We start from the raw sequence: 16,979 nt of genomic DNA, 5'->3' as shown, positions 1-16,979 counted from the left end.
TGGTTCATTCTCCTCGTCAGTGGCGGCAGGGCATGCCTCAGGCTCGCGCCCGATAGGGCGTGAGCCGGATTTCGAGCGCATTGAGCGCCGAGATGATTGCAAAGTTGAGGGTGAGATAGATGGCGCCGGCTGCGACGAAGACCTCGACGGCGCGATAGGTTTGCGAGATCAGGTCTTGAGCGATGCCGGTGACCTCCATGAGGGTGATGATCGAGGCCAGCGACGTGCCCTTGACCATGAGGATGATCTCGTTGCTGTAATTCGGGATCGCCTGGCGCAGGGCCAGAGGCAGCACAATCAGGCGCAGCGTCAGAAGCTTCGACATGCCTGAGGCCGTAGCGGCCTCGACCAGGCCGCGCGGCACAGCCTTTATCGCGCCGCGCAGAATTTCGCTTCCATAGGCAGCTTCATTCAGACTGAGCGCGATGATGGCGCACCAGTAAGGCTCGCGGAACAATGACCAGGTTCCAAGCGCTTGAAGCCACGGCCGGAACTGACCGAGACCATAATAGATGAGGAAGATCTGCACCAGCAGGGGTGTTCCGCGAAAGACTGCAACGAAGGCACGGATGGGCAAGACCACGATCCGGCGATTTCCCTGTTGGGCGAGTGCGAGCAGCAGGGCCATTAGGAAACCGATGCCCATCGAGGCTGCAGTCAGCTGCAGAGTCAAAGGCAGGCCAGCAAGCAGGACGGGAATGATCTGCAGAAAGAAGGCGACGTCGATCATGCGTGGACCATGCCTCTCCAGGCCCGCGCCTCGCCATACCGGAAGACGGAAGCGGTTACGGCGGCGATAACGAAGTAGAGCGCGGCGGCGGCGACATAGAAGATGAAAGGTTCCCGCGTCGAGCCGGCTCCGATCTGCGCCTGGCGCATCAGTTCGACGAGGCCGATGACGGAGATCAGCGCCGAGTCTTTGAGCACCAACTGCCAGACATTGCCGAGCCCCGGCAGGGCGTGGCGCATCAGTTGCGGTACGATGACGAGGCGCAGCGATTGAGATCGGGACAGGCCAAGCGCCTTGCAGGCGTCGGACTGGCCGCGGTCCACGGCCTGGTAGGCGCCGCGATAGACCTCCCCCTGGTAAGCGCCCGATATGACGCCGATCGCGAGGACGCCCGTCGCAAAAGTCGGGAGCCCGACGAAGCCGGCAGCGCCCAAAAACTTGCCAATCTGCGTCAGTGCAATACTGCCGCCGTAGTAGAGCAGGTATATCGTCAGCAAGTCGGGCACACCGCGAAATACGGTGCCGTAGACATGGGCGAGCCAAGCGGGGACGCCGCGAGAAGAGAGCCGGCCTGCAGCTGCCGCGGCACCAAACACCGCGCCGAGCAGAAAGCCCAGAACGGAAAGCGCAAGCGTAACACTGGATGCGAGAAGCAGAGCAGCCCCCCAGCCTCCCTTTTCCAAGCCCAAAAGATGCATAAGGTTGATCATGTGAGTCCTAGCCTTTCAGCGCGCTGCCCGGCGCAAACGGCCGGCGCCGCTCCGCCGGGCAGGTCCGCCCGCGCCTACTTGACCGGTGTCACATCTGTCTTCACCCATTTCTCCGAGATCCGCTTGATGGTGCCGTCGGCGATCGCCTCGTCTATTGCGGTATTCAGCATCTCCTTGAGCTTCGTATCTTCCTTGCGCAGGCCAGCGCCTGTTCCCAGTCCGAATATGCCTCCTACAAAGCCGGGTCCGGCCAAGGTGTAATCGGCAAATTCGGGTTTCGAGAGTGTCGCGGTGAGCGCCGTCTGCTGCGCAAAAATAGCGTCGATCCGCCCCGCGGCGAGGTCGAGGTCATGTTGCTCAGTCGTCTTGTATTCACGGATTTCCACGGTGTCGCCGAAATATTTCTTTACGAACTCCCCCATCATAGTGGCCGACTGTACGCCGACCACCTTACCCTTCAGCAGCGGCTTCAGCTTCTCGATCGCGGCCATGGATGCGGCCTCGTCGTCCAGATTGAACTTTTCCGCGGACAGGCCGAGCTTGCCGAGCTCGCTGTCCTTGGCGACCGCGAACCCACCCGGGTCGACCGCGTAGGGCTGGGTGAAGTCTATGGTCTCAAGCCGCTTTGGCGTGATGAACATGCCGGCCATGATCACATCGAACTTGCCGACCTTCAGCGATGGAATAAGTCCGTCCCAGTTCTGCGCGATGATCGTGCATGTGATCTTCATGCGCGCGCAGAGATCATTGGCCAGTTCGATTTCGAGCCCGTCCAGTTTGCCGTCGGCATTGGTGAAATTCCAGGGCGCATAGGCACCCTCCGTCGCGATGGTTATGGCCTTTGGAGCGTCCTGGGCGAGGGCGGTCTGGCCAAAGCCGAGCATGCCGAGTACTGCCGCGACCGCGGCCAGTCGATGAATTTTCATGTCAGTTCCCCTATTTTAACTCTTATCTAGCTGTTCCCGTCGCCCATACCGATCTGATTGCCGGTCTAGGGCCATTCTCTCCGGTCGGCGTTGATCACTCGCCCGGAGTCACGAACTCGGCCAGCATTGGCGCCGTGCCGAGAATATGATCCCGCATCACCTGTTCGGCGTGGGGCGCGTCGCCGGAACGCAAAGCCGCAATCAGTGCGGCATGCTCTTCCCGAGCGGAAAGCGGCTTCTCGATATAGTCGAACCAGATGCGCATATAGGGTTCGATCACCACGTGCAGTGCCGAGATCTGGTGGACAAGCTTGGGCCTATGACTCAGCGCACATATCTTGCCGTGAAATTCCTGGTGCCGGACCACCCAATCATTGCTTCCGCTCTGGCCAGCGCGCTCCATGCGGTCAAGCAGGCGTTCCAAGTCATCGAGTTCGTCGTCGTCGATCCGCGGCATCGACAACCTGACGGCAAGCCCCTCCAACACGGACCGCATTTCGAAAATCTCGTAGAGTTCATCAACCGTGAGCCCGGCGACGATGCAGCCGCGATTGGGACGCAGAACCACCAACCCTTCGGATGCAAGGCGCCGGAACGCCTCCCGCACCGGCATGCGGCTCATGCCGATCTCGGCTGCGATGTCTTCAGGGATCAGCCGTTCGCCCGGTTTGTAGCGGCCGAGCCGAAGGGCCTGCTGGATATGTCGATACGCTTCTTCCTCTGCCGTCGAGCTATGCTGTCCAAATGAGGCAATGGAGGAAGACATCGAAGGATCGTTCCGTATTTTTGTATCCACTTATCCAATCACGAGCCTTCCCCTTCGTCAAGCTTCCTGACCGAGTTCGTCTCGACCTGCATCTTTGGCTCACGCTGCGTAGGTGAGCCGCCCCCCACAGATCGTGTAGCGCGACGCAACATTGACCATTTCGTCGGGCTCAATGGCTTGAAGATCGTGATCCCAGACGACAAGGTCGGCGACGAAGCCCGGTTTCAGCTGGCCCTTCCAGGATTCGGCGAATTCGGCATAGGCACCCCGGACAGTATAGGCGTCCAGCGCCTCCATAAGAGTCTGCCGATTGTCCGGCTGATCGTCGGTCCAGGGCTTACGCGTCATGGCGGAATGAATTGACAGCATCGGCGACACTGGAGAAACCGGCCAATCTGTCGAAAAGATCAGGTCGATGCCGGCGTCGCGAATGGCGCGCCAAGCGTACGAGCGCGCCCAGTTCTCGCGGCCGATGCGCGACAGCGTCGGTTCGAGTGGCAGGCCCATCTGGCCAGGGGGGACGGTGGGTTGCATGAGATAGGCCACTACCAGATCCTAACCCACATGGCAGTTCCATAAATCATATTACGCCGCATCGGGTTGTAGGGGGGTACATTCTATTTCCAAGTGCGACATGCCAATGATTTCAACGGCTTCACTTTGGAGATTTTGGCATGTCCCGATGCTATACGCAGCTTGCTCTCGCCGACCGGCGACGCCTACATCAGCTGGTGGCGGCAAAAGTTCCCATCAACGAAATGGCCCGTCAGCTTGGCCGCCATCGTTCGACGATTTACCGCGAGATCAAGCGCAACACGTTCCGCGATCGTGAACTGCCGGACTACGACGGCTACTACAGCACGGTAGCTCACGATATCTCCAAGGACCGGCGACGCCGGCTGAGAAAGCTGCGGCGGCACCCGAATTTACGCACGGAGATCATCACCCAGTTGGAGGCACGCTGGTCTCCGGAGCAGATTGCCGGGCGCCTGTTGTTGGAGGGGCGCAGCCTCGTCCGCGTCTGTAAAGAGACAATCTACCGCTTCATTTACAGCAAGGAAGATTACGGGCTTGGCCTCTATCAGTATCTACCGGAAGCGCGTCGCAAACGTCGTCCACTGCGCTCCAGGAAGCCGCGCGACGGTGTGTTTCCAGCCTCGCACCGCATATCCCAACGTCCTGATTTTATTGGAGATAGATCGCAGTTTGGGCATTGGGAGGGCGACCTCCTCATCTTTGAGCGTCCACTCGGCCATGCCAATGTCACGTCCCTCGTCGAGCGCAAGAGCCGCTACACCGTTCTCATCAAGAATCCAAGCCGGCATTCTCGCCCGATCATGGACAAGATCATCAGAACTTTTTCGCCTTTGCCGGCCTTTGCGCGTCAGAGCTTCACGTTTGATCGCGGTACCGAGTTTGCCGGATTCCGGGCTTTGGAAGAAGGGATCGGCGCGCATAGCTGGTTCTGCGACCCAAGTGCGCCTTGGCAAAAGGGCGCCGTGGAAAACGCCAACAAGCGCATTCGCCGCTTCATGCCTGGAGCTACAGATCTCGTCGCCGTGTCACAACGCGACCTGATCCAACTCGCACGTCATCTGAACGACCAACCCCGTAAATGCCTTGGCTACAAGACGCCGGCCGAGGTGTTCATGGAGCATTTGCAGGATCAGGCGTGATCCCCTACCCTTGAAGACAGGCATGATGCACTTGGGTTAGCTTCTCCAGGGCTATTTAGTAATGCGACAGTTGGGCCAGTTAGAGATGCGACAGTCTCGCCTCTCGACGCACTGGTCAAAGCCAATGTTGGGAGCAAGGATGACGATCTTCAGCCTGGTCGAGACCATGAGCGGTCGGAGTCGTCATGTCCTTTATGATCACCATGTCGCAGAAAGAGTTGCATCGCCTCGAAGTCATCCAGAAGATCCGTGACGAACGCCTGAGCGTTGTCCAGGCTGCCGAACTGCTCGACCTCAGTCGAAGTCAGGTCCATCGGCTGCTGCAGGCTTATGACCGGAATGGTCCAGCCGGCCTTGTTTCCAAGAAGCGATCACAACCGAGCAACCGGCGCCACAGCGAGGAGTTTCGCAATGCGGCGCTGGATCTCATCCGGGAGCGCTATCTGGATTTCGGTCCGACGCTGGCTCGCGAGAAGCTGATCGAACTGCATCATATTTCGGTCGCCAAGGAGACGCTGCGGCAATGGATGACCGAGGCCGGCATCTGGATCTCGCGTCGCGAGCGCAAGAAGCGGGTTTTCCAGCCACGCGGCCGGCGCGACTGCTTTGGCGAACTGGTGCAGATCGATGGTTCGCATCACTGGTGGTTCGAGAACCGCGGCCCCAAATGCGCCCTGCTCGTCTATATCGATGACGCCACTGGCAAGCTGTTACATCTTCGCTTTGCCGGATCGGAGAACACGTTCGATTATCTGCATGCGACGAAAGCCTATCTGCAGCAATGGGGCAAACCGCTGGCTTTCTATAGCGACAAGCATGGTGTTTTTCGTTCGACCCATGCGTCGGAGAAGGACCGGACGAGCGGCCTGACGCAGTTTGGTCGTGCGCTTTATGAGCTGAACATCGACATTATCTGTGCCAACACTCCGCAAGCCAAGGGCCGTGTGGAACGCGCCAACCAGACATTGCAGGATCGGCTGGTCAAGGAGATGCGGCTTCGCGGCATCGATACGATCGAAGCTGCCAATGCCTATGCGCCTGAGTTCATTGCGGATTTCAATTCGCGGTTCGGCAAGCAACCGCGCAATCCGAAGGACATGCACCGACCGCTGGCCGACCATGAGAATCTCGATGGCGCCATGTGCCGGAAGGAAGTCCGCACACTGTCGCAGTCGCTGACGCTCCGTTACGACAAGGTCTTGTTCATTCTCGATCCGACCGAGATTTCCAGGCCATTGGCGGGTAAGAAGGTCGTTGTCTGCGACTACCCGGACGGCCGCCTCGAGATCATGCACGAGAGCTTCACCCTGCCCTACAGAACCTTCGATACATTGCGGTCGGTCCACCGGGCAGAGGTTGTCGAGAACAAGCGTCTCGACGACATGCTTTCCATCGTCGCCGAGCTGCAGGCTGGGCGGGAACAGCAACGCAGCAAGAGCGGCCCTCGCCGCACCGGCCAGACGGATCATATGTTCGGTATTCCCGATGGCAGCCAGGGCAATGGTTATCAGAAGCGTGGCCGCAAGCCTGGCCGGCGGACGGACTTCATGAATGATCCGGAGGTCATCGCAAAAAGGCAGAAGGCGCTGGCACGGCTGGAGGCAGCGGAATAAATCGGGCACTCATAGTCTCAAAGCTAAAGCCGAAGGGGTGCTCCTCACCCGCCCCTCCCTTCCCTTGCAACCCGGCCCAGCCGGTCCGGTCGGGGGCTTGCCTCAGCGCAAGTGGACATGCCGAGTGTCGCATTTCTAAATGGCTGACAGCGTTGCGCATCTAATCAGCTTTGACACGGGTTGTAGCGGGGTACATTCTATTTCCAAGTGCGACATGCCAATGATTTCAACGGCTTCACTTTGGAGATTTTGGCATGTCCCGATGCTATACGCAGCTTGCTCTCGCCGACCGGCGACGCCTACATCAGCTGGTGGCGGCAAAAGTTCCCATCAACGAAATGGCCCGTCAGCTTGGCCGCCATCGTTCGACGATTTACCGCGAGATCAAGCGCAACACGTTCCGCGATCGTGAACTGCCGGACTACGACGGCTACTACAGCACGGTAGCTCACGATATCTCCAAGGACCGGCGACGCCGGCTGAGAAAGCTGCGGCGGCACCCGAATTTACGCACGGAGATCATCACCCAGTTGGAGGCACGCTGGTCTCCGGAGCAGATTGCCGGGCGCCTGTTGTTGGAGGGGCGCAGCCTCGTCCGCGTCTGTAAAGAGACAATCTACCGCTTCATTTACAGCAAGGAAGATTACGGGCTTGGCCTCTATCAGTATCTACCGGAAGCGCGTCGCAAACGTCGTCCACTGCGCTCCAGGAAGCCGCGCGACGGTGTGTTTCCAGCCTCGCACCGCATATCCCAACGTCCTGATTTTATTGGAGATAGATCGCAGTTTGGGCATTGGGAGGGCGACCTCCTCATCTTTGAGCGTCCACTCGGCCATGCCAATGTCACGTCCCTCGTCGAGCGCAAGAGCCGCTACACCGTTCTCATCAAGAATCCAAGCCGGCATTCTCGCCCGATCATGGACAAGATCATCAGAACTTTTTCGCCTTTGCCGGCCTTTGCGCGTCAGAGCTTCACGTTTGATCGCGGTACCGAGTTTGCCGGATTCCGGGCTTTGGAAGAAGGGATCGGCGCGCATAGCTGGTTCTGCGACCCAAGTGCGCCTTGGCAAAAGGGCGCCGTGGAAAACGCCAACAAGCGCATTCGCCGCTTCATGCCTGGAGCTACAGATCTCGTCGCCGTGTCACAACGCGACCTGATCCAACTCGCACGTCATCTGAACGACCAACCCCGTAAATGCCTTGGCTACAAGACGCCGGCCGAGGTGTTCATGGAGCATTTGCAGGATCAGGCGTGATCCCCTACCCTTGAAGACAGGCATGATGCACTTGGGTTAGCTTCTCCACGGCTATTTGGTAATGCGACAGTTGGGCCAGTTAGAGATGCGACAGTCTCGCCTCTCGACGTGCTGGTCAATGCCAACGTCAGGAGCAAGAATAACGACTTTCAGCCTGGTGAAGACCATCAGCGTTCGGAGTCGTGATGTCCTGTTTGATCACCATGTCGCAGAAAGAGTTGAATCGCCTCGAAGTCATTCAGGAGATCCGTGCCGAACGCCTGAGCGTCGTCCAGGCTGCCGAAGAATGAGGCGGCTTCCTCCCGCGTGCCCAGCATCCTCCCCGTAGCGACGACGCGTCGAGGAACCTTTGACAGACACCAAAGTTTAGTTTTTTGAAGCCGCCAGCGCGGGTGACTTCGGTGACGAGCGCCTCCGAAAGGTTGAACAGCTTCAACGGCTCCGCCCCTCGCACCCGGTAATCGACGATAACCTTAGGCATCCAACATGCACGTCGAAACGACCATTTTCGAGCCAAGCGACTGGGTCCCCAACAATCAGCGCCTTCCTGTTTTGCTCTACAAAGGGCTTTTTGGCGACGGGCCTTTTGATTTTGAAGGTCGCTTCGCAGAAAACAGTTGGACAGGCATCTGGACAAACGGTGTCTTCGATTACCAGCACTACCATGCCGGCGCACATGAGGTGCTTGGCGTGGCGCGTGGCAGCGCCAGACTTCTGATCGGCGGTCCCAGCGGTCAGGCAATCAAGGTCACGGCGGGGGACTGTTTGGTGCTTCCAGCCGGGACAGGGCACCAAAATCTCGGCTGCACGTCGGACTTCCAAGTCGTCGGCGCTTATCCCAAGGGACAGCATGCCGATATTCAGACTTCGGCTGCATCGAACGAAATGCTGGCAAAAATCGCGTCAGTACCCCTCCCCCACAGCGACCCCGTTGAAGGGCCGTTGGGATTTCTCACCAAGACATGGCAATAGCCGTTCGCACGTGATCTGCGGCCACACGGCCGTTCGAAAAGCCTTACGTTCGTTTCACCCGCGACGCCCCTAGCCGACACCTAAGAACTGCCTGAGCTCGGCAGTTTGCGGATTGGCGAAGACATCCTCCGGCCGGCCTGCTTCGTGGACCCTGCCCTGATGCATGAAGACGACGCGGCTGCAGACGTCGCGGGCAAACTTCATCTCATGCGTGACCATCAGGAGAGTCATTCCCTCGGCGGCAAGCTCGCGTACGACGGCCAGAACTTCGGCGACCAGTTCCGGATCGAGCGCCGAGGTAATCTCGTCGCAGAGAAGCGCAGTCGGCTGCATGGCAAGCGCGCGGGCGATGGCGACTCGCTGTTGCTGGCCGCCCGAGAGTTCGTCCGGATAGGCGTCGAACTTGTGACCCAGCCCCACCCGCTCCAGCATCTTGCGGGCGACGGCTTCTGCCTCGGCCTTCGGGGTCTTCTTGACCACGGTTTGCGACAGCATGACATTGCCGCCGGCGCTCAAGTGCGGGAAAAGGTTGAATTGCTGAAAGATCATGCCGACCTTGAGACGCAGCGCCTTCAGATGCACCTCGTCGTCGAGGAGTTGCGCACCGGCCACGGAGATGGAACCGCTGGTAATGGTCTCCAGGCCGTTGATGCAGCGAAGCAGGGTCGATTTGCCCGAACCGCTCTTGCCGATAATGGCGATGACTTCCCCCGGCTCTACATCGAGATTGATGCCTTTCAGCACCTCGGTGGCGCCAAAACTTTTGCGGACTTCAGTGATTTCGATGAGCGACATTGAGCTTCCTCTCCAGGATCTGGCTGCTTTTTGACAAGGGCCAGCAAAGGGCGAAGTAGATAAGGGCGACGAGCCCATAGACGGTAAAGGGCTGGAAAGTAGCGTTGGTGACCACGGTGCCGGCTTTCGACAATTCGACGAAACCGATGATCGAGGTGAGCGCCGTTCCCTTGATGATCTGGACGGAAAAGCCGACCGTGGGCGGTATGGCCACCCTCAGCGCCTGCGGGAGGATGACGTAGCGCATCTGCTGCAACCGCCCCATGCCAAGGCTGGCGGAGGCTTCCCATTGACCTCTGGCGACCGACTCGACGCAGCCTCGCCATATTTCGGCGAGAAAGGCTGCGGTCCACAGGATGAGCGCCATGCCCGCGGCAAGCCAGGCCGGCACATCGATGCCGAAAAGACCGAGACCGAAAAAAGCGATGAAGAGCTGCATCAGCAGCGGCGTGCCCTGGAAGAGCTCGATATAATATTTCGCGAAGGTCCTGAACGCCTTGTTCTTGCTGATGCGCAGGAACAGCAACCCCAGCCCGACAGCGCCGCCGCCGATGAAGGAGACGAGCGAAAGAAGGATCGTCCAGCGAGTGGCGAGCAGCAGGTTGCGCAGTATATCCCAAAGGGTGAACTCTATCATCGCGCCGCTCTCCTTGGAAAAATCAAACCGCCGATGACAGCCAGTACCTGCCGGAGCAGGATCGCCAGCGCGAGATAGATGGCCGTCGAGGCGATGTAGGCCTCGAAGGCGCGGAAGGTTCGCGACTGGATGAAGTTTGCGGCGAAGGTCAGATCCTCGGCGGCGATCTGCGACACGACCGATGAGCCGAGCATGACGATGACGACTTGCGACGACAGCGCCGGCCAAATGCGCTGCAGCGAAGGCACGAGAACCACGTGCCGGAAGGTCTCGAAGCGGGTCATGGCAAGGCTCTCGCCCGCCTCGAACTGGCCCTTCGGCGTTGCCTGAATACCGGCACGGATAATCTCGCAACTATAGGCGCCGAGGTTGACGACCATTGCAAGGTTGGCCGCCGTCAGTTCGGAGAGGTGGAGCCCGAGCGACGGCAGACCGAAAAAGATGAAAAAAAGCTGGATCAGGAAAGGCGTGTTGCGGATCAGCTCGACATAGGCCGCGACGACCGGCTTCAGCGAGGCCGGCCCGAGTGCCCGTACCCAGGCGCAGAAAATGCCGAGCGAAATACCGAGCACCCCGCCGACCGCGATAAGCTCCAAGGTGATCAGGATGCCCTTGATGATGTCAGGGTAATATTGAAGCAGCCAGCCGAATTCGAAATGGTAGCTCAAGGAATCTCCCCTTTTGCGGTGGCGGAGCGCATGTCATCCCGCGGCGCGCGCAGGAGACATGCACAAGACCCAGGTTTGTTCACAGGTCGGACGGCAGATCGGCGCCGAGCCACTTCTGCGATATCGCGTTCAACGTGCCGTCGGTCTTGGCGGCGGCGATAATGCCGTTCACCTTCTCCAGCAGGGCGGACTGTTCCTTGTTGAGGCCGATATAGCAGGGCGAGTTTTTGATGAGGAACTTCAGCTCAGGGCGCTTGGGAGGATTCTTGGCGAGGATCGCAGCCGCCACGACGTTGCCGGTGGCAATGATGTCGACCTGGCCGGACAGGAATGCCGAGATGGTGCCGTTATTGTCCTCGTAACGCTTGATCGTGGCATCGGTAGGCGCGATCTTCGTCAGCTCGAGATCCTCGACGGCGCCGCGCGTGACACCGATGCTCTTGCCCGCGAGATCTTCCGCCTTGGCGACCGCAAGATCGGCCGGTCCGAACACGCCGTTGAAGAAGGGCGCGTAGGCGACCGAGAAATCAATCACCTTTTCGCGCTCCGGATTCTTGCCGAGGCTTGATATGACGAGATCGACCTTGTTCGTCTGCAGATAGGGGATGCGGTTGGCACTCGTGACCGGCACCAGCTCGGCTTTGACGCCCAGCTTTTCGGCAATGAGATTGGCCATGTCGATATCATAGCCCATCGGCGCCATGTCGGTGCCGACGCTGCCAAAGGGCGGGAAATCCTGTGGGACAGCGACGCGTAGCGTCCCGCGCGCCGTGATATCGGCGAGGGCATCGGCGTGTGACGGCGCGTTGAAGCCGAAGGTCGCTGCCAGGGTCACGATTGCGAAAAAGACTCGTCTTGTCAGCATGTGTTCATTGCTCCTTTGAGGTTGCGGTTTTTAGGTCTGACTGTCGGGAGACGGCGGACGCGGCTTTGGGCGGCAGCGACAGGGAATTGCGCAGATCCGAAAGCGGATCCGGGCGCGCCGTGAGGTCGAGGCCCATTTCGACTTCATCAAGATGTTCGACGGCGAGCGTCGCAGCCTTGGCGAAGTCGCCTGCCTGCATGGCCTCGAAAATGCGGCAGTGCCCCTCGTGGGATTGCGCCGCATGAAATTCGGACTGATAGAGAATCGAGATGAGGATGGTCCTTGCGGTCAGGTCGCGCAGGATATCGACGATGATGGCGTTCCCGCTCAGTTCCGCGATGCGGATATGGAAATCACCCATCAGATAGGTCAGTCGTTGGCGGTCGCCGGCCGCCATTGCATTTCTTTCCTCGTTCAGATGCGCCTCGAGAGCCTTGCGGCCCTCCTCCGTCAGAACGCGCATGCTGCGCAGCAAGCCAGCCTCTACGATACGCCGCGCTTCGTAAACCGCGATCGCATCTTCAGCGGACGGCTCGACGACAAACCAGCCCCGCCGGGGGCTGACATGCACGATGCCGCGGGTCTCCAGGCGCATCATGGCTTCACGGACGCGGGTTCGGGACACATCGAAGAGCGCAGCCAGCTGATTTTCGCCAAGCCGCGTACCCGGCCGAATTCTGGCAGACAGAATGCCGGAGACGATCGTTGCTTCGATGGATTTCTGGTTGGTCTCGGATGTGTGGCTATCTTGCATACAAGACAGAAAGCAAAGCGCATGCCAAAATCCCGTGCTCAGGATATTCCGCATGACACGGATGCTTTGCGCAAAATATGCCTGCCGGGGATGCAGACTGAACGTAATTTCAGCGATCGCCGATATCGATCTCTGGTTTTCCGATTCTACCAGCGGCGCCGGCGCCCGACGACGCCGCGCACCTTGCGCCGTCTTAGTTGAAGCTCGAGGTTTTAAGGAATTCCGCCAGCCGTTCGGTCTTCGGACGCACGAACATTTCCTTCGGATCGCCCTCCTCGCAGATGACGCCCTGGTTCATGAAGATGACGCGGGACGAAACCTCGTACGCGAAACGCATTTCATGGGTGACGAGCAGCATGGTCATGCCGTCGGCAGCAAGCCCCTTGATCACCTGCAGCACCTCGCCCACCAGTTCGGGGTCGAGCGCCGAGGTCACCTCGTCGAACAGCATCAGCCGCGGCGACATGGCGATGGCGCGGGCGATAGCGACGCGCTGCTGCTGGCCGCCGGAGAGCTGACCGGGATAATGGTTGATGCGGGCGGCGAGGCCGACGCGGTCGAGCCATTTTTCAGCGATGATGCGGGCCTCGGGCTTCGTCATCTTCTTCACCTTGATAAGGCCGAGCATGACGTTTTCGGCGGCACTCAAATGCGGAAAGAGATTGAACTGCTGGAAGGCCATGCCGGTCAACGCGCGCTGGCGGGCAATCTCCTTTTCGCTCTTGCGGCGCCGTGTCGCACCGTCGACGCGGTAGCCGATCTCTTCGCCGTCGAGGCGGATCGTGCCGCCCTGGAATTCCTCGAGCATGTTGACGCAGCGCAGCAGGGTGGTCTTGCCGGAACCGGACGAGCCGATGATCGAGATGACCTCGCCTTCCTGCACAGCGCAATCGACACCTTTGAGAACCTCGTGGATACCGTAAGTCTTGCGCAGACCCTTGATGTCGAGAATGGTCTTGGCCATCGGGAAGTCTCCTCAGGACGGCAGGGCGGTCTTGCGCTCGACATATTTGCCGAAGTGCTCGATGCCGTAGTTGACGATGAAATAGAGACCACCGGCCAGAAAATAGAACTGGAGGCTCATGAAATTGCGGGAAATGATCTCCTGTGTGCGCAGGAGAAGCTCCGCGACGCCGATGACCGAGAGCAGCGTTGAAGCCTTCACCATTTCGGCCGCTGTATTCACCCAGGCCGGCAGGCACTGGCGCATGGCCTGCGGCCACAGCACCGAGGTAAAGGTCTGGATAAAGGTCAGGCCGATCGCCTTGGCGGCCTCCGTTTGCCCCTTCGGGATCGCCTGAAGCGCGCCGCGCACGATCTCGCCGACATGGGAGGAGCAGAAGATGGCAAGGGCGAGCACGCCGGCGGAGAACGGCCCAAGGTCGAGACCGACTGCTGCGGAAACGTAGTAGCTTGCCAGCACCAGCACGAGCACCGGCGTGCCGCGGACGATATCCGTATAAGCGCGCACGATCAGGCGTAAAATCATGCCGCCATAGACGAGCGCCAGGCCGACGAAAACGCCGAGGACGGAGCCAGCGAGAATGGCCAGCAGCGAGATCGATACCGTCATGGCGATGCCGTTCATGATGACGTGGCGGGCGATCCAGAGTTGTTCGAGAAAAGTGTGGGACATCGGGACTATCTCGGCAGTGCCAGACGGCGCTCGACGAGGCGCATCAGGGCGGCGATGAGGAAACAGGTCGCGACGTAGAGGGCTGATGTGACCATCCAGGTTTCTATGACGCGGAAGCTTTCGACATTGATCTTGCGGGCGGCAAAGGTCAGTTCAGGCACGGCGATGGCGGCGGCGAGCGAGGTGTCCTTGAAGAGCGAGATGATCGTCGAGGAGAGCGACGGCAGCACGTTGCGCAGCATTAGCGGTGCAATGATGGAACTGCGGATCTGCATCCCGGTCAGGCCGATGGCGAGGCCCGCTTCGGTCAGTCCTCTCGGGATCGACAGCAGGCCGGCACGGAACACTTCAGCCAGATAGGCGCCGGAATAGAGGGAGAGAACCAGCACGAAGCTTTTTATCTTGTCGAGGCGCAAGCCCATCTGCGGCAGCGCGAAAAAGGCGAAAAGCACCAGCACGAGTATCGGCAGGTTGCGAATGACGGTGACATAGACCCGCGCCGGCACGCGTGCGAAGCGGCTCCTGGATGTCAGCGCAAAGGCCACGACAAGACCGATCGCGGCCCCGATCAGGATCGAGATCACTGCAAGGCCGAGGCTGAGCGCAAGTCCGCTTAAGAGAAAGTCGAAATTGCGCCAGACGGCCGCGAAATTCAGCGTATAACCCATGCGGGCCCTTTCAGACCAGAGCATGCCGCCGAGCCTGTGAGCGGGCCCGACGACGTCATCTCCAATCATTCGATTCAGAAGCGGACTGAGATCTTAGCCCGACCTAGACCAAGATCATCCTGTTCTAGCGGAGCGGGAGCGAACTCCCGCCCCGCATCGACGGTCACTTGAATTCGACGGGGAAGCCGATCTGCGGTGGCGCCAGATCCTTGCCGAACCAGGTCTTGTAGGATTTGGCGTAAAAGTCGAATTCGACACCCGTCATCGCTTCGTGAAGAGCGGTGTTGACGAAGTTCAGCCAATCCTGATCGCCGCGCTTGACGGCGCAGGCATAGGTCTGCGGATTCCAGCCGTAGCCGGCGTCCTTGTAGCGGCCCTGGTTCTGCGTCATGTACCAAGCGAGCGACGACTGGTCCGTGGCGGCGGCATCGGCACGCCCCGACTCCAGCGCCTGATAGATCAGGTCGACGGATTCATACTGGTCGACGGTCGCCTCCGGCAATGCGGCGTGCACCATAGCTTCGGCGTATACGTTCTGGAGAACCGAGATAGTGACCGAGGAGCCGGCAGCCTTCAGGGCGGCATAATCAGCATATTTTCCATCTGCCTTGAGCATCAGGCCGACGCCCTCACGATAATATGGAATGGTGAAGGCGACCTGCTGGGCGCGTTCGCCCGTAACGGTCATGAACTGGCAGGTGATGTCGACCTTATCGGTGGTGATGTTCGGGATGCGGGCGTCCGACGACTGGTTGACATATTCGATCTTCTCCGGATCGCCGAACAGGGCCTTGGCGATGATATGGCCCATGTCTACGTCGAAGCCCTGAAACTTGTCGTCCGCGCTCTTGAAGTGCCAGGGCGCATTGGTGCTGCCCGTGCCAAGTACGAGATGGCCGCGGGCCAGCACTTCATCGAGCTTGCTGCCCTCGGCGAGCACAGGCGAGGACAACAAAGCGGCGGCGACCAGCGATATCACACCGGTGCGAAAGGAAATGGTCATGGCGTTCCCCTTATGGATGCTTTCCTATTATTCCAATATAATAGAATCATGTCTGTTTTACTGGAATAATGTATCAAGTGCCATCAAGGATGAATTGTCAATGGGTCATGCCGAAAAAACGCGCAGCCGTGCGCGCGGTGATTCTTTTGGCGGCGCAGCATTTTCGATTGGTTCCGGGCGAACCACTGGTTGCGTTCTGACCGCTCGGCTTGCTCAAGATAGTCGAAGCAAAGGGCGCGGCGATTTTGCGGAAGCCAAAGAGGTCGCCCAGCGGCTTCTGGAGGACTTTCCTACAGGAAGTTTTCCCGGCTAGTTCCGGGAGTGGCGTCTGCAGAACGACGTTGGATGGCGGTAGACGGCCTCAGGAACAGAGTTGGATCACTTACCCGCTTTTCAATTGCGCCACTGCTCGCAGCGTATTGGCGCTGATCGCCGCTGAACCGGTCAGAATTGAAAGCGCGGTCGACGCGGTGCCGGTGCCGTTGGCCATGTCGTACATGGCGGTGAAGCGCTTGATCAGATCGTCGACTTTGTCAGGATCCGACAGGGAAGTTCTATAATTTGCCCGACGGTGAATTGGAAGCCAAGAGTCAGAAATGTCTCTGGTTCGCTCAGGCGGCGCCGATGCCGGCGGCAAAGATTGCGATTGAGCGGCGAAGATGGGCAAGCAGCGCGGCCCGATCGGGCCAAGCCTGGGCACGGCCCTCCGGCGGTCCCATGCCTCCGAAGATCATATCCATCAGCATCCGGGCGCCGCTCAGCGGATCGTCCAGGGTGAGCCGGCCTTCGGCCCGGCGATCGCTCAGCCAGTCGGCCAGCTCCTGTCGGCTGGCAAGCATACCTTCCCGTTGCAGGATCTCGACAAGTTCAGGAAACTGTGCTGCTTCACGGAAGACGAGCTGGAGGAAACCGGCACGGTCCGCATCTCTGTCCTCGTCCATGTCGAGCATGAAGATCCGTGCAAGGCTTTCGGCGATCGAACAATCTTCGGCGGGCCGCGGCAGATCAAGCATCAGCCGCCGATGCGCAGCGACAACGGCGGCGAACAGCTCTTCCTTGCTCTCAAACAGGCGATAGAGCGTCTGTTTGGAAACGCCCGCTTCGGAGGCGACGACCGCGGTCGTGCTTCCGGCATATCCGTATTTCACAAAAACCCGGCGGGCTGCTTCGACGATCTGCACGCGCTTGTCTTCGTCGGTAGAGACTTTCGGCCGGCCGCGTTTGCGCGGCTCTTCCGCGGGCTCATCGATAGCTTTCATCATGATCGTCTAAGCCGCCCTGCCGAAGCGCATGCCGACGACCTG

20 protein-coding genes are annotated in these 16,979 nt (G+C 59.5%); 5 read left to right on the top strand and 15 right to left on the bottom strand.

The window, feature by feature from the left end:
* Positions 1 to 37 precede the first annotated feature (37 nt).
* The 5 genes from J2J99_RS22230 to J2J99_RS22210 form a co-directional block, all read right to left on the bottom strand.
* A complete protein-coding gene (locus tag J2J99_RS22230; protein ID WP_168297909.1) occupies positions 38 to 730 on the bottom strand; it encodes an ABC transporter permease in 693 nt (230 codons plus the stop codon).
* Positions 727 to 1,440, bottom strand: a complete 714-nt coding sequence (locus J2J99_RS22225; RefSeq protein WP_168297908.1) for an ABC transporter permease — start codon at positions 1,438 to 1,440, stop codon at positions 727 to 729. Before J2J99_RS22225 ends, J2J99_RS22230 begins: the two co-directional genes overlap by 4 nt.
* Positions 1,441 to 1,514: 74 nt before the next feature.
* A complete protein-coding gene (locus J2J99_RS22220) occupies positions 1,515 to 2,366 on the bottom strand; it encodes a transporter substrate-binding domain-containing protein (RefSeq protein WP_168297907.1) in 852 nt (283 codons plus the stop codon).
* A 94-nt stretch (positions 2,367 to 2,460) separates the two neighbouring features.
* Positions 2,461 to 3,132 carry a GntR family transcriptional regulator gene (locus tag J2J99_RS22215; RefSeq protein ID WP_168297906.1) on the bottom strand — a complete coding sequence of 224 codons (672 nt, stop codon included), beginning with the start codon at positions 3,130 to 3,132 and terminating at the stop codon, positions 2,461 to 2,463.
* 99 nt (positions 3,133 to 3,231) lie between these two features.
* On the bottom strand, positions 3,232 to 3,678 hold the full coding sequence (locus J2J99_RS22210) for an amidohydrolase family protein (RefSeq protein ID WP_168297905.1): 447 nt from the start codon (positions 3,676 to 3,678) through the stop codon (positions 3,232 to 3,234).
* A 128-nt stretch (positions 3,679 to 3,806) separates the two neighbouring features.
* On the opposite strand from J2J99_RS22210, the gene J2J99_RS22205 reads away from it, so the two are divergent.
* The 4 genes from J2J99_RS22205 to J2J99_RS22190 all read left to right on the top strand — a co-directional run bounded on the left by J2J99_RS22205 (position 3,807) and on the right by J2J99_RS22190 (position 8,649).
* Positions 3,807 to 4,808, top strand: coding sequence for an IS30 family transposase (locus tag J2J99_RS22205; protein ID WP_168297903.1), 1,002 nt, complete (start codon positions 3,807 to 3,809; stop codon positions 4,806 to 4,808).
* Between the two features lie 185 nt (positions 4,809 to 4,993).
* Complete coding sequence (locus tag J2J99_RS22200; RefSeq protein ID WP_168312671.1) at positions 4,994 to 6,421, top strand: ISNCY family transposase; 1,428 nt, start codon at positions 4,994 to 4,996, stop codon at positions 6,419 to 6,421.
* Between the two features lie 254 nt (positions 6,422 to 6,675).
* Positions 6,676 to 7,677 carry an IS30 family transposase gene (locus J2J99_RS22195; RefSeq protein WP_168297903.1) on the top strand — a complete coding sequence of 334 codons (1,002 nt, stop codon included), beginning with the start codon at positions 6,676 to 6,678 and terminating at the stop codon, positions 7,675 to 7,677.
* A gap of 486 nt (positions 7,678 to 8,163) precedes the next feature.
* Positions 8,164 to 8,649, top strand: coding sequence for a cupin (locus tag J2J99_RS22190; RefSeq protein ID WP_168301907.1), 486 nt, complete (start codon positions 8,164 to 8,166; stop codon positions 8,647 to 8,649).
* 69 nt (positions 8,650 to 8,718) lie between these two features.
* Here the strand turns inward: J2J99_RS22190 and J2J99_RS22185 are convergent, their stop codons facing one another.
* The 9 genes from J2J99_RS22185 to J2J99_RS22145 form a co-directional block, all read right to left on the bottom strand.
* On the bottom strand, positions 8,719 to 9,444 hold the full coding sequence (locus J2J99_RS22185; protein WP_168301906.1) for an amino acid ABC transporter ATP-binding protein: 726 nt from the start codon (positions 9,442 to 9,444) through the stop codon (positions 8,719 to 8,721).
* Positions 9,422 to 10,081 carry an amino acid ABC transporter permease gene (locus J2J99_RS22180; RefSeq protein ID WP_168301905.1) on the bottom strand — a complete coding sequence of 220 codons (660 nt, stop codon included), beginning with the start codon at positions 10,079 to 10,081 and terminating at the stop codon, positions 9,422 to 9,424. Before J2J99_RS22180 ends, J2J99_RS22185 begins: the two co-directional genes overlap by 23 nt.
* Positions 10,078 to 10,749: an amino acid ABC transporter permease gene (locus J2J99_RS22175; RefSeq protein WP_168301904.1), complete on the bottom strand. Its 672-nt coding sequence runs from the start codon at positions 10,747 to 10,749 to the stop codon at positions 10,078 to 10,080. Before J2J99_RS22175 ends, J2J99_RS22180 begins: the two co-directional genes overlap by 4 nt.
* Positions 10,750 to 10,828: 79 nt before the next feature.
* Positions 10,829 to 11,614: a transporter substrate-binding domain-containing protein gene (locus J2J99_RS22170; RefSeq protein WP_168301903.1), complete on the bottom strand. Its 786-nt coding sequence runs from the start codon at positions 11,612 to 11,614 to the stop codon at positions 10,829 to 10,831.
* A 4-nt stretch (positions 11,615 to 11,618) separates the two neighbouring features.
* Complete coding sequence (locus J2J99_RS22165; protein WP_168301902.1) at positions 11,619 to 12,368, bottom strand: GntR family transcriptional regulator; 750 nt, start codon at positions 12,366 to 12,368, stop codon at positions 11,619 to 11,621.
* Between the two features lie 193 nt (positions 12,369 to 12,561).
* A complete protein-coding gene (locus J2J99_RS22160) occupies positions 12,562 to 13,332 on the bottom strand; it encodes an amino acid ABC transporter ATP-binding protein (protein ID WP_168301901.1) in 771 nt (256 codons plus the stop codon).
* A gap of 12 nt (positions 13,333 to 13,344) precedes the next feature.
* Positions 13,345 to 14,004, bottom strand: a complete 660-nt coding sequence (locus J2J99_RS22155) for an amino acid ABC transporter permease (RefSeq protein ID WP_168301900.1) — start codon at positions 14,002 to 14,004, stop codon at positions 13,345 to 13,347.
* A 5-nt stretch (positions 14,005 to 14,009) separates the two neighbouring features.
* Entirely contained in the window at positions 14,010 to 14,672 is a 663-nt protein-coding gene (locus J2J99_RS22150) for an amino acid ABC transporter permease (RefSeq protein ID WP_168301909.1), read from the bottom strand.
* Positions 14,673 to 14,835: 163 nt separating this feature from the next.
* Complete coding sequence (locus tag J2J99_RS22145; RefSeq protein ID WP_168301899.1) at positions 14,836 to 15,675, bottom strand: transporter substrate-binding protein; 840 nt, start codon at positions 15,673 to 15,675, stop codon at positions 14,836 to 14,838.
* Between J2J99_RS22145 and J2J99_RS22140 the strand changes: the two genes are divergently transcribed.
* On the top strand, positions 15,674 to 15,988 hold the full coding sequence (locus tag J2J99_RS22140; RefSeq protein WP_168301898.1) for a hypothetical protein: 315 nt from the start codon (positions 15,674 to 15,676) through the stop codon (positions 15,986 to 15,988). The two genes, J2J99_RS22145 and J2J99_RS22140, sit on opposite strands and share 2 nt — an antisense overlap.
* 298 nt (positions 15,989 to 16,286) lie before the next feature.
* On the opposite strand, the gene J2J99_RS22135 is transcribed toward J2J99_RS22140, so the two are convergent.
* Positions 16,287 to 16,934 carry a TetR/AcrR family transcriptional regulator gene (locus J2J99_RS22135; RefSeq protein WP_168301908.1) on the bottom strand — a complete coding sequence of 216 codons (648 nt, stop codon included), beginning with the start codon at positions 16,932 to 16,934 and terminating at the stop codon, positions 16,287 to 16,289.
* Between the last annotated feature and the right edge of the window lie 45 nt (positions 16,935 to 16,979).

The sequence above is a fragment of the Rhizobium binae genome (assembly GCF_017357225.1).
Taxonomy (GTDB): Bacteria; Pseudomonadota; Alphaproteobacteria; order Rhizobiales; family Rhizobiaceae; genus Rhizobium; species Rhizobium binae.
This window is presented reverse-complemented; position numbering and strand designations above follow the sequence as displayed.

What these genes read in the sequence shown, in the direction of transcription:
- J2J99_RS22230 (WP_168297909.1), bottom strand. Translation starts at nt 730, where the DNA reads ATGATCGACGTCGCCTTCTTTCTGCAGATCATTCCCGTCCTGCTTGCT.
- J2J99_RS22225 (WP_168297908.1), bottom strand. Translation starts at nt 1,440, where the DNA reads ATGATCAACCTTATGCATCTTTTGGGCTTGGAAAAGGGAGGCTGGGGG.
- J2J99_RS22220 (WP_168297907.1), bottom strand. Translation starts at nt 2,366, where the DNA reads ATGAAAATTCATCGACTGGCCGCGGTCGCGGCAGTACTCGGCATGCTC.
- J2J99_RS22215 (WP_168297906.1), bottom strand. Translation starts at nt 3,132, where the DNA reads ATGTCTTCCTCCATTGCCTCATTTGGACAGCATAGCTCGACGGCAGAG.
- J2J99_RS22205 (WP_168297903.1), top strand. Translation starts at nt 3,807, where the DNA reads ATGTCCCGATGCTATACGCAGCTTGCTCTCGCCGACCGGCGACGCCTA.
- J2J99_RS22200 (WP_168312671.1), top strand. Translation starts at nt 4,994, where the DNA reads ATGTCCTTTATGATCACCATGTCGCAGAAAGAGTTGCATCGCCTCGAA.
- J2J99_RS22195 (WP_168297903.1), top strand. Translation starts at nt 6,676, where the DNA reads ATGTCCCGATGCTATACGCAGCTTGCTCTCGCCGACCGGCGACGCCTA.
- J2J99_RS22190 (WP_168301907.1), top strand. Translation starts at nt 8,164, where the DNA reads ATGCACGTCGAAACGACCATTTTCGAGCCAAGCGACTGGGTCCCCAAC.
- J2J99_RS22185 (WP_168301906.1), bottom strand. Translation starts at nt 9,444, where the DNA reads ATGTCGCTCATCGAAATCACTGAAGTCCGCAAAAGTTTTGGCGCCACC.
- J2J99_RS22180 (WP_168301905.1), bottom strand. Translation starts at nt 10,081, where the DNA reads ATGATAGAGTTCACCCTTTGGGATATACTGCGCAACCTGCTGCTCGCC.
- J2J99_RS22170 (WP_168301903.1), bottom strand. Translation starts at nt 11,614, where the DNA reads ATGCTGACAAGACGAGTCTTTTTCGCAATCGTGACCCTGGCAGCGACC.
- J2J99_RS22165 (WP_168301902.1), bottom strand. Translation starts at nt 12,368, where the DNA reads ATGCAAGATAGCCACACATCCGAGACCAACCAGAAATCCATCGAAGCA.
- J2J99_RS22160 (WP_168301901.1), bottom strand. Translation starts at nt 13,332, where the DNA reads ATGGCCAAGACCATTCTCGACATCAAGGGTCTGCGCAAGACTTACGGT.
- J2J99_RS22155 (WP_168301900.1), bottom strand. Translation starts at nt 14,004, where the DNA reads ATGTCCCACACTTTTCTCGAACAACTCTGGATCGCCCGCCACGTCATC.
- J2J99_RS22150 (WP_168301909.1), bottom strand. Translation starts at nt 14,672, where the DNA reads ATGGGTTATACGCTGAATTTCGCGGCCGTCTGGCGCAATTTCGACTTT.
- J2J99_RS22140 (WP_168301898.1), top strand. Translation starts at nt 15,674, where the DNA reads ATGGCGTTCCCCTTATGGATGCTTTCCTATTATTCCAATATAATAGAA.
- J2J99_RS22145 (WP_168301899.1), bottom strand. Translation starts at nt 15,675, where the DNA reads ATGACCATTTCCTTTCGCACCGGTGTGATATCGCTGGTCGCCGCCGCT.
- J2J99_RS22135 (WP_168301908.1), bottom strand. Translation starts at nt 16,934, where the DNA reads ATGAAAGCTATCGATGAGCCCGCGGAAGAGCCGCGCAAACGCGGCCGG.